The sequence below is a fragment of the Pseudomonas sp. NBRC 100443 genome (assembly GCF_030268185.1).
Lineage (GTDB): Bacteria > Pseudomonadota > Gammaproteobacteria > Pseudomonadales > Pseudomonadaceae > Pseudomonas > Pseudomonas citronellolis.
In genome coordinates this window covers 226,302-241,501 of sequence record NZ_BSQE01000007.1, presented here as the reverse complement: position 1 = coordinate 241,501, position 15,200 = coordinate 226,302, and the positions used below count along the sequence as shown (strand labels likewise).

Sequence of the window (15,200 nt, the reverse complement as noted above, 5' to 3'; positions counted from 1 at the left end):
GGCGGCAGACCTTATTTGACTTCGGTCTTGGTGCCGTCCTTGTGCCACTGGTAGACCACGAAGTTGAAGTTCTTCAGGTCGCCCTTCTCGTCGAAGGCCAGGGCGCCGGTGGGCGTGTCGAAGGTGTTGCTGCGCAGGGCGGCGGCGACCTTTTCGGTATCCTCGCTGCCGGCTTTCTTGATGCCGTCGGCGATGACCTGCACGGCGGCGTAGGCCGGGAACACGAACGGGCCGCTCGGGTCCTGGTTCTTGGCCTTGAAGGCGGCGACCAGGGCCTGGTTCTTCGGATCCTGGTCGAAGGACTTCGGCAGGGTCACGTACAGGCCTTCGGAAGCCGGGCCTGCGATGGCGGAGATTTCCTTGTTGCCGACGCCTTCCGGGCCCATGAAGCCGACTTTCAGGCCTTTCTCGGAAGTCTGGCGCAGCAGCAGGCCCAGTTCCGGGTGGTAGCCGCCGTAGTAGACGAAGTCGACCTTGGCCTGCTTGAGCTTGGCGATCAGCGAGGAGAAGTCCTTGTCGCCGGCGTTGATGCCTTCGAACAGGGCGACTTTCACGCCGGCGTCTTCCAGGGTCTTCTTGACCGCGGTGGCGATGCCTTCGCCGTACTGCTGCTTGTCGTGGATGACCGCGACGATCTTCGGCTTGACGTGCTCGGCGATGAACTTGCCGGCGGTCGGGCCCTGCATGTTGTCCAGGCCGATGGTGCGGAAGATCAGCTTGTAGCCGCGGCTGGTGATGTCCGGGCTGGTGGAGGCCGGGGAGATCATCAGGACGCCTTCGTCCTCGTAGATGTCCGAGGCCGGCTGAGTGGAGCTGGAGCACAGGTGGCCGACGACGAACTTGACGCCGTCGTTGACGATCTTGTTGGCGACCGCCACGGCCTGCTTCGGATCGCAGGCGTCATCGTAGACCACGCCTTCGAGCTGCTTGCCGTCGACGCCGCCGGCCTTGTTGATCTGTTCGATGGCCATCTTGGCGCCGACGAACTCCATCTCCCCGTACTGGGCGACCGCACCGGTCACCGGACCGGCCAGGGCGATCTTGATGGTATCGGCGGCCATCGAATAGCTGGCGACGCCGGCCAGGGCCATGGCGGTCAACAGTTTGGAAAGACGTTGGGTACCCTTTTTCATAATGCTCCACTCTTTCTTGTGTTTTCGTTCTTGTGGTTCGTGGCCGCGGTTCGACGGGCTTTGCGCCCGGGGGAAGCCGCCGGCAACTGTACCGGTACAGTGTAGAGTGCCGCTTCGCCGCTTGAAAAGCCGCTGGCGGCGGGGCGTTTCGCCCCATGTCGCAAAGACGAAACAAACGTATAGAAAAACGGCGTTGTGCCAGTAGCCCTCCTTTGGTCACATCCACCCCCGCGCAACTCCCGGGAAACTTGCCTGGCGACGACCGGGCGGTATCATGGCGCCGCCTGATTTCCCGGTGAGTACCATGACTGAACAAACTAGCACCCTCTATGCCAAGCTGCTCGGCGAGACCGCGATGATTTCCTGGCAGGAGCTGCAGCCGTTCTTCGCCCGCGGCGCCCTGCTGCAGGTGGGCGAGGCCGTCGACCTGGTGGAGGCCGCGCAGGCCGTGGCCGAGGACGACCGCCAGAAGGTCGCCGCCTGGCTGGCCAGCGGCGACCTGGCGCGGGTCGACGAGGCCCGCGCCCGCGACTTCCTGGAGCGCGACCCGCAGCTGTGGGCGGTGGTGGTGGCGCCCTGGGTGCTGGTTCAGGAGCGTGCGGAAAAAAACACGCTGCATTGACCCGGGGCGGCTTGCGTTGCCCGCAGGCGAGCTAGACTTGCGGGACCACTGCAAGGAGTCACGTCATGTTCGAGCCTGGTCACCTGCATCTCCACGCCCTGCCGGGCCTTGACCAGCAGGCGCTGGATATCAACCTGTACTACGAGATTCGCCACGACGCCGAGAAGGGCGCCTACGTCCACTTCACCATGGACGGCAGCATCGACGGCAATGCCTTCAAGGAAGAGTTCGACATGCCCAAGGACCAGGCCTTCAACTTCGCCAGCGATGCCACCCGCATTGCGCAGAAGCATGGTCTGCACCCGCGCTTTGGGCCGATCGTGCGTATCCACAAGGAATACGATGCGATGTTCGAGGACATCCGCGTCAAGCTGGGGACCCATCCGGGGGATCCGGTGGACCTGGACAAGGTGCTCCATGGCGGCGAGTGAGCCGCGATACGAAGAAGCCCGGCGTGTGCCGGGCTTTTTCATGGGCGCGAAACCGCTGGGTTGCCACCGGTAACCGCGAACGGCGTCTCCCGCAAGGCGCAGGAGAAACACCATCGTAGGATGGTGTTGAGCGAAGCGATACCCATCGTCACGGCAGCATGGGTTTCGCAGGTGTTCTGCCGGGAGACATGGGTAGCGGTTTCCAATGGGCACTCCGGCTGCAATATGAACCCTCCAATCGGCGGATAACGCTTCGCGTTATTCGCCCTATGCGCTGATTTCGTAACTGATAACGGACCTTTCCGAAACGATTCGAGGATCCCGGCGATATTTTCCAATCAACGGCAGGGGCAGCCTGGGTGGCCATCAAAGCTACTCGGAGTGCATCGGCGTGCCCGTTTACTGCACATTCAGACTAAATGGCCAACTGTTCAGTGATCTGGATTGTGGCGGGGTGGGGCGATTTCCGGCCTTTTCTGGATATGGGGCAGCACGAAATGATCCGAGGTTCGTCGCAAAGGTGGATGAAGGACCTCTGCCCCGGGGACGTTACTACATACTCGATCGCCAGTCCGGGGGGCGCCTCGGCTGGCTTTACAACAGCTTAGATCGTGTCTTCGGCGTCGATCATGAGCGCTGGTTTTCGCTCTACAGAGATGATGGAGTGTTTGATGACTGGACGTTTGTTCAGAACATCAGACGAGGCAATTTCAGACTGCACCCAATGGGACCTCGGAGAAGCAGCAAAGGTTGCGTGACATTGATGTACCCGACTCAGTTCGATTGGCTCCGGGCCGCATTGAAATGTACCTTGCCACTTATTCTTGCTGATGGAAGCCGTGCTTATGGAGTGCTTCGAGTAGTATGAAGTGGATAGCTTTTGTACTCTTGTACATCCCTGCCACTGCGGGCCTCACTTATGTTTTTGCATGGTGTTTGGCGCGCATCTTCTATGCCTCGTGGTCCACGGATGTTTTGTTCTGGTTAACCAAGTCGCTGGGCATCCATAGCATGGAGGGAGTTCAGAATTTCTATATCACCGTCGTCCTTTTCGCCTCTCTGCTATTGGCCATATTCGCAATGCGATATGTAAGGCGCATTGCCTATTTGCTGTGCCTGCTCTGGAAACACCGCTCCCGATGATGCGCCACTTTTGATAGTCGGAACACCGGGGTACTTGCTGACTTGGCTATACGCCGCTTCCATGGTTCAGCGGTAATGGCAACTGTTTGGTTAGCTGCCCTGAGGCGCTTTTTGTAAGTGGATTGAGCTTAAGAAACCCATGTGGCTATGGCGATGGGTATCGCTTCGCTCAACGCCATCCTACGGGGTTAGCCTCGGCCCCAGTGGCAGGAGTGCGCCCTGTGCGTGAATCGCGGATGGAGTCCTCTCCGATTCGTTCCTCGCAGAGGCAGTAGGGCGCATAACCGTCCGCGGTTGCGCCGGCAGGGCCGGTGTCATGCCGCATCCGATGAGGAAATTTCAGATTGCACCCGGCGAGGGCTCGGAGAAGCAGCAGAGCTTGCGTGGGACCCGTTCGATGAGCTTCAGGCTGCATTGAAATGTGCGTCAACTGATGGAAACCTGTTCTGGGAGTGTTCCGAGTGGTATGAGATGGATAATCCTTGCATCTTTGTACATCGCCGCTACTGCAGGCCTTATCTATTTATTTCTCCCCTTCGTAGGACGTTTTTTGTATAGCCCACTACCCGTCAAGGTATTGGATTGGGCAAGCAATGCCATGGGCCTGTATGGCATGGAAAACTTTATGGATTTCGTGGCCACCGTTGCCTTGGTGGTATCCCTGCTTCTGGCCCTGTTCGCCATGCGATACGTAAAGCGCATCGCCCGCTTGTCGTTCCTGCTCTGGAAATACCGCTCCCGCTAGCCGCCCTCAGGCACTGACCCACCGCTGCCGCGCCCAGGCGCTGAGGGTGTCGACGCCCAGCACCAGCACCAGCATGGCGAGGATCACCGTGGCCGCCTGGGCCTGCTGGAACAGGCTGAGGCTGAAGTAGAGCATCTGCCCCAGGCCGCCGGCGCCGACGAAGCCGAGCACGCTGGCCATGCGGATGTTGTTCTCCCAGCGGTAGAGGATGTAGGCCACCAGCTGTGGCCAGACCGCCGGCAGGGTGCCGTAGGCGAAGGCGGCGACCCGCCCGCTGCCGCCCAGGCGCAGGGCCTCGGCGGGTTCGGCCGGGGTGTTTTCCAGGGCTTCGGCGAACAGCCGGCCGAGCACGCCGCCGGTGTGCAGGGCCAGGGCCAGGGTGCCGGCGTTGGGGCCCAGGCCCGCGGCCAGCACCATGAGCGCGCCCCACACCAGTTCCGGCACCGCGCGCAGGGCGTTGAGGATGAAGCGCGCCAGGCTCTGCGCGGCGGCGCCGAAGCGGCCGGCGGCCGGCAGCGCGAAGAGCATCCCCAACACGGCCGCGAGCAATGTGCCCAGGGCCGACATGGCCAGGGTTTCCAGGGCGCCGCGGCCCACCGCGCTCAGGTGCGTGGCGGACAGGTCCGGCGGGAAGAAGTCGCCGGCGTAGCCGAACATCTGCCGCAGGCCTTCGCCGCTGAGCAGGCCGTCGCTGTCGACTTGCAGGTAGACGAAGGAGGCCACCACCGCGAGCAGGATCGCCAGGCTCCAGCCGATGGCGCGCAAGAGGCCGGCGCGGGCGCGGTTCATTCCAGCCTCCGGCGCAGGAAGCGGCTGAGCTGGTCGGCGCCCAGCACCAGCAGCAGGAAGGTCAGCAGGATGCTCGCCACTTCGCCGCCGGCGAACATGCGCAGCGACAGGTCGACCTGCTGGCCGAGCCCGCCGGCGCCGACGAAGCCCATGACCACCGAGGCGCGGATGGCGCACTCCCAGCGGTACACGGTGTAGGAAATCATCTCGCTCGCCGCCTGGGGCAGCAGGCCGTAGGCGAAGGCGCCCAGGCGCGAGCCGCCGCCCAGCAGCAGCGCGCGGGTGGGGCGCGGGTCCACCGATTCGAAGATTTCCGCGTAGACCTTGCCGAGCATGCCGCCGTAGGTGATGGCGATGGCCATGACGCCGGCGGTGGGGCCCAGGCCGACGGCGCGGACGAACAGCAGCGCCCAGACGATTTCCGGGATGCTGCGCAGCACGATCAGCAGCAGCCGCACCGGCCAGCGCAGGGCGCGCGCCCACCAGGCCGGCAGGCCGCCACGGGGCAGGGCGGACAGCGACAGCGCGCGGGTGGCCAGCAGCGCCGCGGGGAAGGCGATGAGCCAGGCCAGGGCCATGCCGGCGGTGGCGATGGCCAGGGTTTCCAGGGTGGCGCGGCCGAGGATGGCGAGGAATTCGGCGTCGTGGGCCGGCGGCCAGAACCCGGCGAGGAAGCCGGCCATGGTGCGCGCGTTGTCGCCAGTGAACAGGCCGGGGATGTCCAGTTCGCTCAGGCGCAGGCCGGGCCACAGCAACAGCAGCGTCAGGGCGGTCAGCAGCAGCCGCGGCAGAGCGGCGGGGTCGCGGGGTTTCAGCATCGCGGGATCTGCACCACGTGCAGGGGCTCGACCGGCGTCGGGGCATCCAGGCTCAGCTGTTCGTTGGCGTAGAGCTGCTGCAGGTCGTCCGGGCTGACGCTGGCGGCCGGCTTGTCGAAGACGATGCGCCCGTCGCGGATGCCGACGATGCGCGGGAAGTGCGCCAGGGCCAGGTCCACCGCGTGCAGGCTGGCCAGCAGCGTCAGGCCACGGTTGGCGGCCTCGCGGGTGAGCAGGTCGAGGGTGTGCCCGGCGAGCACCGGGTCCATCGCCGAGACCGGCTCGTCGGCCAGCAGCAGCTGTGGCTGCTGGTACAGCGCGCGGGCGATGCCGACGCGCTGCAGCTGGCCGCCGGAAAGCTGGTCGCAGCGCTGGAACAGTTTGTCGGCCAGGTCCAGGCTGCGCAGGGTCTCGCGGGCGCCGTCGATGTCCAGCGGGTAGAGCAGGCTGGCCAGGCTCTTCCACAGCGGCCACTGGCCGAGGCGCCCGGCCAGCACGGCGTTGACCACCCGCTGGCGCGGCGGCAGCGGCGGCGCCTGGTGGATCAGGCCGATGCGCGCGCGCAGGCGCTGGCGGGCCCGGGCGCCCAGGCGCCAGGGCCGGCTGCCGAGCAGTTCGATCTCGCCATGGCTGGGCTTCAGCGCGGTGGCCAGCACGCGCAGCAGGGTGGTCTTGCCGGCGCCCGAGGGGCCGATGATCGCCACCCGCTCGCCGGCCTCGATGCTCAGGTCGATGCCGACGAGGGCGCGCTGGCCGTTGGCGTGCTGGTGCTCCACGCCGGTCAGGCGCAGGCTCACTTCAACAGGCCGGCGGCGCGGGCCGACTCCTCGATGCCCTTGTAGTTCTCCGGCTTGGTCTCGATGAAGCGGCTGGCCGCCTGCAGGTCGAGGATGGCCTTGTCGCGCGGCTTGCTCGGGTCGAGGTCGAGGAAGGCCTGCTTGATCTTCTCGGCCAGGGCCGGGTCGAGGTTGCCGCGCACCGTCCAGTTGTAGTCGTAGTAGGTTGGGGTGGTGGCGAAGACCTTCACTTTATTGGTGTCGACCTTGCCGGCGTCCACCAGCTTCTGCCACACCGAGGCGTTGAGCACGCCGGCGTCCACCTTGCCGGCCTGGACCCAGGCCACGGTGGCGTCGTGGGCGCCGGAGTAGGCCACGCGGGAGAAGAACTGCTCGGGGACGATGCCGTCCTTCTGCATGAAGTAGCGCGGCATCAGGCTGCCGGAGGTGGAGGATACCGAGCCGAAGGCGAAGGTCTTGCCCTTGAGGTCCTGCAGCGACTTCACGTGCGGGTCGGCGCTGATGAATTTGCTGGTGAACTGCTGGTCCTGCTCGCGCTGCACCAGGGGGATGGCGTTGCCGGTCTTCAGCCGCGCCTGGACGAAGGTGAAACCGCCCAGCCAGGCCATGTCCAGGCGGTCGGCGGCCAGGGCCTCGACCACGCCGGCATAGTCGGACACCGGGATGAACTTCACCGGCATGCCCAGGCGTTCCTGCAGGTATTCGCCCAGCGGCTTGAACTTGCGCAGCAGCTCGGTGGGGGCTTCGTCGGGGATCGCCGAGACCTTGAGTTCCTTCAGGGTTTCGGCCTGGGTGAAGCTGGCGGAAAGGGACAGCGCAAAGCAGGCGGCGAGCGCCAGGGTGCGTTTCAGCATGGGAGCAGTCTCCGGTTCAATAGCGGAAAAAGCCTGGGAAGTATAGTGGCGGTCTGCCGGTGCGCGTGGAAATGACCACGGCGGCGGGCTCGCAGGCTCGGCGAAGGTGATGGTGGACGGTTAAGATGGCCGTCCCCGTGCCCGCCATTTTGCCCGACAGGAGCCATCCATGTCTGCCTTGCCCTCCATCGCCTTCGCCGGCCTCGGCCTGATGGGCGTGCCCATGAGCCGCCGCCTGCTGGCCGCCGGCTACCCGTTGACCGTGTGGAACCGCTCCGCCGCCAAGCGCGAGCTGCTGGCCGGGGAGGGCGCCCGCGTCGCGCAGAGCCCCGCGCAGCTGTGCGCGGATGCCGAGATCGTCATGCTCTGCCTGGCCGACACCGCCGCCGTGCGCGAAGTGGTGTTCGGCCCCGGCGGCATCGTCGAAGGGGCGAAACCGGGGCAGTTGCTGGTGGACTTCTCCAGCCTGGAACCGGCCGCCACCCGCGAGATGGCCGCCGAACTCGAATCCCGCAGCGGCATGCGCTGGGTCGATGCGCCGGTCTCCGGCGGCACCCCGGGCGCCGAGGCCGGCAGCCTGGCGATCATGGCCGGCGGCCGGGTGGAGGACATCGAGCGCGTCCGCCCCGTCCTCGCCCACCTCGGCCAGCGCCTGACGCGCATGGGCGAGGTCGGCGCCGGCCAGGTGACCAAGGTGTGCAACCAGATGATCGTCGCCTGCAACGCCCTGGTGATCGCCGAAGTGGTAGCCCTGGCGGAGAGCGCCGGGGTCGACGCCAGCCTGATCGCTCCGGCCCTGGCCGGCGGTTTCGCCGACTCCAAGCCCTTGCAGATCCTCGCCCCGCAGATGGCCGAGAGCCGCTTCGAGCCGATCAAGTGGCACGTGCGCACCCTGCTCAAGGACCTGGACACCGCGGTCAAGCTGGCCCGCGAGCAGGGCTCGGCCACGCCCATGAGCGGCCTGGCCGCGCAGCTGATGCGCCTGCACGGCAGCCAGGGCCACCTGGCGCACGACCCGGCCACCCTGGTCGAGCAGTACCGCCAACCCCGCGATTGAGGAAAGCCGCCATGCCGATCTGCGCCAACCTGTCCCTGCTGTTCACCGAGCTGCCGCTGCTGGAACGCGTGCGCGCCGCCGCCGAGGCCGGTTTCGCCGGGGTGGAGATCCAGTTTCCCTACGAGGTGCCGGCCGCGGCATTGCAGGCCGAGCTGCAGCGCAGTGGCCTGCCGCTGGTGCTGTTCAATCTGCCGGCCGGCGACCTGATGCAGGGCGGCGCCGGGCTGGCCGCGGTGCCGGGGCGCGAGGCGCAGTTCGCCGCCGGGCTGCGCCAGGCCCTGGAGTACGCCGAGGTGGCGCGGCCGCAGAAGATCAACGTGCTGGCCGGGCGCCTGGCCGAGGGCGTCGAACGCGAGCAGGCGCTGGCGCTGCTGGCCGAACACCTGCGGCAGACCGCCGAGGCCTTCGCCGGGCGCGGCATCGCGGTGCTGATGGAGGCGATCAACCTGCACGACATGCCCGGCTTCCTGCTCAACACCCCGCAGCATCTGCTGGACATGCTGGCGCGCGTCGGCCACCCGAACCTGGCGGCGCAGTTGGACTTCTACCACATGGCGCGCATGGGCCTGGACCTGGCCGACTGCGTGCGCCAGCTGCAAGGGCATATCGGCCACGTGCAGTTCGCCGACGCCCCCGGGCGCGGCGAGCCGGGCAGCGGCGAACTGGACTTCGAACCGGCGCTGGCAGCCCTGCGGGCCCAGGACTACACCGGCTGGCTGGGCGCCGAATACCGTCCGCAGGGCGCCACCAGCGCAGGCCTGGGCTGGCTGCCGGCGTGGCGGGAACGTCTGAAATCGGCCTGAGCCGACAAACGTTGTATCGATTCAGTGGCAAATTTGACACTTTTTTGACTAACTGATCAGTAGATTCGGCGCGCCCGCCGCGACGGCGGGCGATGCCGTTCTTTCCGCTGCGCCCAGTCAAGGAGTGCCTCGATGTCCGAGGGCAACCGCCGCCTGTTACCCACCATCAGTTCCAACCGCCTGGTCCTGCTGTTTTCCCTGGCCCTGGTGCTGTTCTACAACCTCGCCACCTGGAAGGCCCTGGATGGCCTGGTGCCGTTGCAGGGGGCGTATCGCATCGCCTTCTTCGCCTCCTTCGGCGTCTTCCTCTGGGCCGCCTTCACCCTGTTGCTGACCCTGGTGTCGTTCCGCCCGCTGCTCAAGCCGGTGCTGACCCTCGTGGCGTTGTGCTCGGCCGCCGCGGCCTACTTCATGAACAGCTACGGCATCGCCATCGACACGGTGATGGTGCAGAACGTCTTCGAGACCAACCCGGGCGAGGCCGAGGCGCTGTTCAGCGGCCGGCTGGTGGCCTACCTGCTGCTGCTCGGGGCGCTGCCCTCGGCGCTGGTCTGGGCGCTGCCGGTGGCCTACAAGCCGTTCCTGCGCGGGCTGCTGAACAAGGTGCTGGTGGTGTTCGCCTGCGTGGCCGCAGTGGCGGTGATGGTGGGTAGTTTCTATTCCACCTACGCGCCGATCTTCCGCGAGGAAGACAAGCTGACCCACTTCATCAACCCGACCAACTACATCTACGCCGTGAGCAAGTACGGCAAGCAGCGCCTGGGCATCAAGAAGGCCGACCTGGTGGTGCAGAAGATCGGCGAGGACGCGGTGCAGAGCGCCAAGGCCGCGCAACGGGCGAAGAAGTCGCTGTTCGTCTTCGTGGTCGGCGAGACCGCGCGGGCCGACCACTTCTCGCTCAACGGCTACGCCCGCGAAACCAACCCGGAGCTGGCGAAGCTGGATATCCTCAACTTCACCCAGGTGCATTCCTGCGGGACTTCCACCGCGGTGTCGGTGCCCTGCATGTTCTCCAAGTTCCCCCGCGAGGACTACAGCGACAAGAAGGGCAAGACCTACGAGAGCCTGCTGGACGTGCTGCAACGCGCCGGCCTGCAGGTGCTCTGGCTGGACAACAACAGCGACTGCAAGGGCACCTGCCTGCGCGTGCCGCACCGCGACATCCCGAAGAACCAGCCCGGGCCGTTCTGCGATGGCAACCGCTGCCTGGACGAGGCCCTGCTGCAGGACCTGCAGGCGTACATCGACGGCCTGAAGGACAACGCCATCATCGTCCTGCACGCCGACGGCAGCCACGGCCCGGAGTACTACGACCGCTACCCGGCGGACATGGAGCGCTTCAAGCCGGTGTGCCGCACCAACCAGTTGGGCAGCTGTTCGAAAGACGAGCTGGTGAACGTCTACGACAACACCATCCTCTACACCGATTTCTTCCTGTCGAAGGTCATCGAGCTGCTGAAGAAGAACAGCGACAGGTACGACACCTCGATGCTCTACGTCTCCGACCACGGTGAGTCGCTGGGCGAGAACGGCGTGTACCTGCACGCCGCGCCCTATGCCATTGCCCCGGCGGTGCAGACCCACGTGCCGATGGTGATGTGGTTCGGCCCCTCGACCCTGCGCGACCTGGGCATCGACCGCGGCTGCCTGGCCGGCAAGCGCGACGAGCAGGACCTGAGCCACGACAACCTGTTCCACTCGGTGCTCGGCCTGCTGGACGTGCGCACCAGCCTGTATCAGCCCGGCCTGGACATCTTCCACTCCTGCCGCGGCAACGCGGTGGCGGCGGGCGAATGACGCCGATGCCGTAGCCTTCCGCTTTTCCTACAGGGGCGCTTCAGGCGAAAAAAAGGCCGTGCGGGTCATCCCGCACGGCCTTTTTCATAGGGGTTGGACTTACTTGTCGCGGACCAGCAGCACCGGGCGGTTGCTGACGCGCAGCAGGCCCTCGGCCACGCTGCCCAGCATCAGCCGGCGCACGCCGCGGCGGCCATGGGTGCCCATGACGATCACGTCGGCCTTGGCGTCCTCGGCCTCCAGCTCGATACGCTCGGCGACTTCCTCGCTGGCACGCTCCTGGCACACACGGTCGAACTTCGCCTTGACCTTGTCGCCGACCTGCTCGCGGGCCTTGGCCAGCACGTCGTCGGCGGCCTTCAGCGCGGCTTCGCGCAGCGGCTCGGGGTTGTAGTAGACGGCATAGTCGGGCAGGTGGCGCAGCGGGCTGTCGACGATGGTGATGACGCGCAGCTCGCCGCCAGTTAGTTGCGCCAGCTTGACCGCCTCGCCCAGCGCGCGGTCGGAAACCGGGCTGCCGTCCACTGCTACCAGAATGCGCTCGTACATGATGTATCCCTCAATGAGTGGCTTGGTGGGAAAACTCTAGCTCTCCCCGGGGTGGATTCCCTTGCGCAGCGTCAATAGTAGACCGTGAGGGCTGATGTGCCGGCGGAAGGGGCTCCGCGCGAGCGGACTTCGTCCGCGATTTCGCGCGCAGGGCGCGCTCCTACATGGGAATGGCGAGGGTGGGGCAGCGTAGGAGCGGATCTCATCCGCGAATCGCGCTGGTGGCTCCGGCTATCGCGGACAAGGTCCGCTCCTACGGGGAGGCATGCCATGCTTCCCGGCGACCTGTAGGAGCGGGCCCTGCCCGCGAAATCGCGCGCAGGGCGCGCTCCTACATTGGGAATGGCGTGGGTGGGGCAGCGCGGATCTCATCCGCGAATCGCGCCGGTTCGTCCGGCTATCGCGGACAAGGTCCGCTACGGGAGGAATGCCGTGCTTCCCGGCAACCTGTAGGAGCGGGCCCTGCCCGCGATTTCGCGCGCAGGGCGCGCTCCTACATGGGAATGGCGGGGGTGGGGAAGCCCCGTAGGATGGGTTGAGCGAAGCGATACCCATCGCCATGGCAGCATGGGTTTCGCAAGCTCAACCCATCCTACGAAGCGCACCTCGGCGCAGCCGGCAAGACAGTTGCTCCTACGGGGTGACGCCAATTGGGCAGGCATGAAAAAGGCCGCCGCGGTTTCCCGGGGCGGCCTCTTTGGCGTGGCGCGGATCAGCCGGCGACCAGCACGCGGATCGCCTCCAGGCGCAGCGAGGCCTTGTCCAGCAGGGCGACGCTCTCGTCGCGCTGGGTGCGCAGGGCTTCCAGCTCGCTGTCGCGCACGCTGGGGTTGACCTGCTTGAGCGCGGTCAGGCGCGCCAGTTCCTCGTCCAGGCTCGCCACCAGTTGCTGACGGGCCTTCTCCACGCGCTCGGCGTGGCGCGGGGCGATCTTGGCCTCGCCGATGGCGAACTGCTTGGCCAGCACGTCGCGCTGGGCCTGGACGAACTTGTTGGCGCTGGCGCGCGGTACGCTTTCCAACTGCTCGTGCAGCGTCTCGAAGGCCACCCGGGCGGCCAGGTCGTTGCCGTTGGCGTCGAGCAGGCAGCGCAGCGCCACCGGCGGCAGGAAGCGCCCCAGCTGCAGCTTGCGCGGGGCCACCGCCTCGCTGACGAAGAGCATCTCCAGCAGCACGGTGCCGGGCTTGAGCGCCTTGTTCTTGATGATCGCCACCGAGGTGTTGCCCAGCGAGCCGGACAGCACCAGGTCCATGCCGCCCTGCACCATGGGGTGCTCCCAGGTGAGGAACTGCATGTCCTCGCGGGCCAGGGCCTGGGCGCGGTCGTAGGTGACGGTCACGCCCTCGTCGTCGCCCAGGGGGAAGCTGGCGTCGAGCATCTTCTCGCTGGGCTTGAGGATCAGAGCGTTCTCGGAGTGGTCCTCGCTGTCGATGCCGTAGGTGTCGAACAGCTTCTCCATGTAGATCGGCAGGGCGAACTGGTCGTCCTGTTCCTCGATCGCTTCCACCAGTGCCTCGCCCTCGCCGGCGCCGCCGGAGTTCAGCTCCAGCAGGCGGTCGCGGCCGCTGTGCATTTCCGCTTCCAGGGCCAGGCGCGCGGCCTGGCCTTCTTCGAGCAGGGCGGCGAAAGCGTCGTCGTCGCCGCCTTCGAGCAGTTCCACCAGACGCGGGCCGTAGCGGTGCTGCAGGGCGTTGCCGGTGGGGCAGGTGGCGAGGAAGGCGTTGAGCGCCTGGTGGTACCACTGGAACAGACGTTCCTGCGGGCTGTTCTCCAGGTGCGGCACGTGGATCTGGATGGTGTGCCGCTGGCCGATGCGGTCCAGGCGGCCGATGCGCTGTTCCAACTGGTCCGGGTGGGCCGGCAGGTCGAACAGCACCAGGTGGTGGGCGAACTGGAAGTTGCGGCCCTCGCTGCCGATTTCCGAGCAGATCAGCACCTGGGCGCCGAATTCCTCGTCGGCGAAGTAGGCCGCGGCGCGGTCGCGCTCGAGGATGCTCATGCCCTCGTGGAACACCGTGGCCGGGATGCCCGAGCGCAGGCGCAGGGCGTCTTCCAGGTCCAGGGCGGTCTCGGCGTGGGCGCAGATCACCAGCACCTTGAACTGCTTGAGCATCTTCAGGGTGTCGATCAGCCATTCCACGCGGGGGTCGAAGCGCCACCAGCGGGCGTTCTCGTCGGTGTTGTCGTCGACTTGCGCCTGGAAGCTCACTTCCGGGTACAGGTCCGGGTGCTCGCCGACCGGCAGCTCCATGTACTCCACCGGGTTGGGCAGCGGGTAGCTGTGCAGCTGGCGCTCGGGGAAGCCCTGCACCGCGGCGCGGGTATTGCGGAACAGCACGCGGCCGGTGCCGTGGCGGTCCAGCAGTTCGCGGATCAGGCGCGCGCGGGCATCGTCGTCGCCGCCCTCGACGGCAGCCAGCAGCTCGTCGCCGGCTGCGCCGAGGAAGCCATGGATGGCCTCGCGCGCGGCGGGGGACAGGCGGCCCTGGTCGATCAGTTCCTGCACCGCCTCGGCGACCGGGCGGTACTGGCTGCTCTCGCGGCGGAAGGCCTCCAGGTCATGGAAGCGGTCCGGGTCGAGCAGGCGCAGGCGCGCGAAGTGGCTGTCCAGGCCCAGCTGTTCCGGGGTGGCGGTGAGCAGCAGCACGCCGGGGATGATCTGCGCCAGGGTTTCCACCAACTGGTACTCGCGGCTGGCCTGCTCCGGATGCCAGACCAGGTGGTGGGCCTCGTCGACCACCAGCAGGTCCCAGCCGGCGGCGCACAGGGCGTCCTGGGCGCGCTCGTCGGCGCGGATCCACTCCAGCGCCACCAGGGCCAGCTGGCTGTCCTCGAAGGGGTTGCTGGCGTCGCTTTCGGCGAAGCGCTCGCGGTCGAACAGCGCCACTTCCAGGTTGAAGCGCCGGCGCATCTCCACCAGCCACTGGTGCTGCAGGTTCTCCGGCACCAGGATGAGCACGCGGCTGGCGCGCCCGGAAAGCAGCTGGCGATGGATCACCAGGCCCGCCTCGATGGTCTTGCCCAGGCCCACTTCGTCGGCCAGTAGCACGCGCGGGGCGATGCGGTCGGCGACCTCGCGGGCGATGTGCAGCTGGTGCGCGATGGGCTGGGCGCGGGCGCCGCCCAGGCCCCAGAGGGAGGATTGCAGCAGGCGGGTGCGGTGTTCCAGGGTGTGGTAGCGCAGGGCGAACCAGGGCATGGGGTCGATCTGCCCGGCGAACAGGCGGTCGCTGGCCAGGCGGAACTGGATGAAGTTGGACAGCTGGGTTTCCGGGAGTATCTTGGCGTCGTTGTGCGAGTTGATGCCGTGGTAGACCAGCAGGCCGTCGACCTCCTCGACCTCGCGGACGGTCATCTTCCAGCCTTCGAAATGCGTCACCTCGTCGCCCGGGGCGAAGCGCACGCGGGTCAGCGGGGCGTTGCGTTCGGCGTACTGGCGGGTATCCCCGGTGGCCGGATAGAGCACGGTGAGCAGCCGTCCGTCGAGCGCCAGGATGGTGCCCAGCCCCAATTCTGCTTCACTGTCGCTGATCCAGCGTTGACCCGGTTGATACTGCGCCATGGACACCTCCCGCAAAAAGCCGGCTATGGTAACGGAACACGCGGCTTTCAGCGACGCCCGTTCGCACGCAGCGGCCGGGTGGCATCGCCGCCTCGGGGGG

At 66.7% G+C, this 15,200-nt stretch carries 14 protein-coding genes; 7 read left to right on the top strand and 7 right to left on the bottom strand.

Features of this window, described 5'->3' with window-relative positions; translation table 11 throughout:
* Nucleotides 1-11: 11 nt before the first annotated feature.
* The gene (locus tag QSJ95_RS11935) at nucleotides 12-1,133 is read right to left on the bottom strand and encodes a branched-chain amino acid ABC transporter substrate-binding protein (RefSeq protein ID WP_009620634.1); all 1,122 of its coding nucleotides are present in this window, start codon (nucleotides 1,131-1,133) and stop codon (nucleotides 12-14) included.
* A 304-nt stretch (nucleotides 1,134-1,437) separates the two neighbouring features.
* Here QSJ95_RS11935 and QSJ95_RS11930 point away from each other — a divergent pair, with 304 nt between their 5' ends.
* The 4 genes from QSJ95_RS11930 (at nucleotide 1,438) to QSJ95_RS11915 (ending at nucleotide 4,074) form a co-directional block, all read left to right on the top strand.
* A complete protein-coding gene (locus tag QSJ95_RS11930) occupies nucleotides 1,438-1,755 on the top strand; it encodes a DUF2288 domain-containing protein (protein ID WP_043272537.1) in 318 nt (105 codons plus the stop codon).
* Between the two features lie 65 nt (nucleotides 1,756-1,820).
* The gene (locus QSJ95_RS11925) at nucleotides 1,821-2,186 is read left to right on the top strand and encodes a DUF5064 family protein (RefSeq protein WP_043314178.1); all 366 of its coding nucleotides are present in this window, start codon (nucleotides 1,821-1,823) and stop codon (nucleotides 2,184-2,186) included.
* 391 nt (nucleotides 2,187-2,577) lie between these two features.
* Nucleotides 2,578-3,054 (top strand): DUF2778 domain-containing protein, encoded by a 477-nt coding sequence (locus tag QSJ95_RS11920; RefSeq protein ID WP_488446257.1) that lies wholly within the window; start codon nucleotides 2,578-2,580, stop codon nucleotides 3,052-3,054.
* Nucleotides 3,055-3,795: 741 nt separating this feature from the next.
* Nucleotides 3,796-4,074 (top strand): hypothetical protein, encoded by a 279-nt coding sequence (locus tag QSJ95_RS11915; RefSeq protein WP_285642563.1) that lies wholly within the window; start codon nucleotides 3,796-3,798, stop codon nucleotides 4,072-4,074.
* 6 nt (nucleotides 4,075-4,080) lie between these two features.
* On the opposite strand, the gene phnE is transcribed toward QSJ95_RS11915, so the two are convergent.
* From phnE to QSJ95_RS11895, 4 genes are read right to left on the bottom strand one after another with little or no spacing between them, the layout of a single operon-like run.
* Complete coding sequence (gene phnE / locus QSJ95_RS11910; RefSeq protein WP_285642561.1) at nucleotides 4,081-4,863, bottom strand: phosphonate ABC transporter, permease protein PhnE; 783 nt, start codon at nucleotides 4,861-4,863, stop codon at nucleotides 4,081-4,083.
* Nucleotides 4,860-5,681 carry a PhnE/PtxC family ABC transporter permease gene (locus QSJ95_RS11905; RefSeq protein WP_043272538.1) on the bottom strand — a complete coding sequence of 274 codons (822 nt, stop codon included), beginning with the start codon at nucleotides 5,679-5,681 and terminating at the stop codon, nucleotides 4,860-4,862. The genes phnE and QSJ95_RS11905 overlap by 4 nt, the downstream gene beginning before the upstream one ends.
* Nucleotides 5,675-6,478, bottom strand: a complete 804-nt coding sequence (locus tag QSJ95_RS11900; protein ID WP_285642559.1) for a phosphonate ABC transporter ATP-binding protein — start codon at nucleotides 6,476-6,478, stop codon at nucleotides 5,675-5,677. The genes QSJ95_RS11905 and QSJ95_RS11900 overlap by 7 nt, the downstream gene beginning before the upstream one ends.
* On the bottom strand, nucleotides 6,475-7,332 hold the full coding sequence (locus QSJ95_RS11895) for a putative selenate ABC transporter substrate-binding protein (RefSeq protein ID WP_061560913.1): 858 nt from the start codon (nucleotides 7,330-7,332) through the stop codon (nucleotides 6,475-6,477). Before QSJ95_RS11895 ends, QSJ95_RS11900 begins: the two co-directional genes overlap by 4 nt.
* A gap of 169 nt (nucleotides 7,333-7,501) precedes the next feature.
* Here QSJ95_RS11895 and QSJ95_RS11890 point away from each other — a divergent pair, with 169 nt between their 5' ends.
* From QSJ95_RS11890 to QSJ95_RS11880, 3 genes are all read left to right on the top strand, one after another.
* Nucleotides 7,502-8,389, top strand: a complete 888-nt coding sequence (locus tag QSJ95_RS11890; RefSeq protein ID WP_009620625.1) for an NAD(P)-dependent oxidoreductase — start codon at nucleotides 7,502-7,504, stop codon at nucleotides 8,387-8,389.
* 11 nt (nucleotides 8,390-8,400) lie between these two features.
* Entirely contained in the window at nucleotides 8,401-9,192 is a 792-nt protein-coding gene (locus tag QSJ95_RS11885) for a hydroxypyruvate isomerase family protein (RefSeq protein ID WP_285642555.1), read from the top strand.
* A 132-nt stretch (nucleotides 9,193-9,324) separates the two neighbouring features.
* Nucleotides 9,325-10,989, top strand: a complete 1,665-nt coding sequence (locus tag QSJ95_RS11880) for a phosphoethanolamine transferase (RefSeq protein ID WP_285642553.1) — start codon at nucleotides 9,325-9,327, stop codon at nucleotides 10,987-10,989.
* A gap of 99 nt (nucleotides 10,990-11,088) precedes the next feature.
* Here the strand turns inward: QSJ95_RS11880 and uspN are convergent, their stop codons facing one another.
* Nucleotides 11,089-11,538, bottom strand: a complete 450-nt coding sequence (uspN, locus tag QSJ95_RS11875) for a universal stress protein UspN (RefSeq protein WP_009620619.1) — start codon at nucleotides 11,536-11,538, stop codon at nucleotides 11,089-11,091.
* A 712-nt stretch (nucleotides 11,539-12,250) separates the two neighbouring features.
* Entirely contained in the window at nucleotides 12,251-15,106 is a 2,856-nt protein-coding gene (gene rapA / locus QSJ95_RS11870) for an RNA polymerase-associated protein RapA (protein ID WP_285642551.1), read from the bottom strand.
* Between the last annotated feature and the right edge of the window lie 94 nt (nucleotides 15,107-15,200).

Bases quoted from the DNA above. Each gene is read 5' to 3' on its own strand.
- QSJ95_RS11930 (WP_043272537.1), top strand. From the start codon at position 1,438: ATGACTGAACAAACTAGCACCCTCTATGCCAAGCTGCTCGGCGAGACC.
- QSJ95_RS11880 (WP_285642553.1), top strand. From the start codon at position 9,325: ATGTCCGAGGGCAACCGCCGCCTGTTACCCACCATCAGTTCCAACCGC.
- phnE (WP_285642561.1), bottom strand. From the start codon at position 4,863: ATGAACCGCGCCCGCGCCGGCCTCTTGCGCGCCATCGGCTGGAGCCTG.
- uspN (WP_009620619.1), bottom strand. From the start codon at position 11,538: ATGTACGAGCGCATTCTGGTAGCAGTGGACGGCAGCCCGGTTTCCGAC.
- QSJ95_RS11895 (WP_061560913.1), bottom strand. From the start codon at position 7,332: ATGCTGAAACGCACCCTGGCGCTCGCCGCCTGCTTTGCGCTGTCCCTT.
- QSJ95_RS11915 (WP_285642563.1), top strand. From the start codon at position 3,796: ATGAGATGGATAATCCTTGCATCTTTGTACATCGCCGCTACTGCAGGC.
- QSJ95_RS11935 (WP_009620634.1), bottom strand. From the start codon at position 1,133: ATGAAAAAGGGTACCCAACGTCTTTCCAAACTGTTGACCGCCATGGCC.
- QSJ95_RS11885 (WP_285642555.1), top strand. From the start codon at position 8,401: ATGCCGATCTGCGCCAACCTGTCCCTGCTGTTCACCGAGCTGCCGCTG.
- QSJ95_RS11890 (WP_009620625.1), top strand. From the start codon at position 7,502: ATGTCTGCCTTGCCCTCCATCGCCTTCGCCGGCCTCGGCCTGATGGGC.
- QSJ95_RS11905 (WP_043272538.1), bottom strand. From the start codon at position 5,681: ATGCTGAAACCCCGCGACCCCGCCGCTCTGCCGCGGCTGCTGCTGACC.
- QSJ95_RS11925 (WP_043314178.1), top strand. From the start codon at position 1,821: ATGTTCGAGCCTGGTCACCTGCATCTCCACGCCCTGCCGGGCCTTGAC.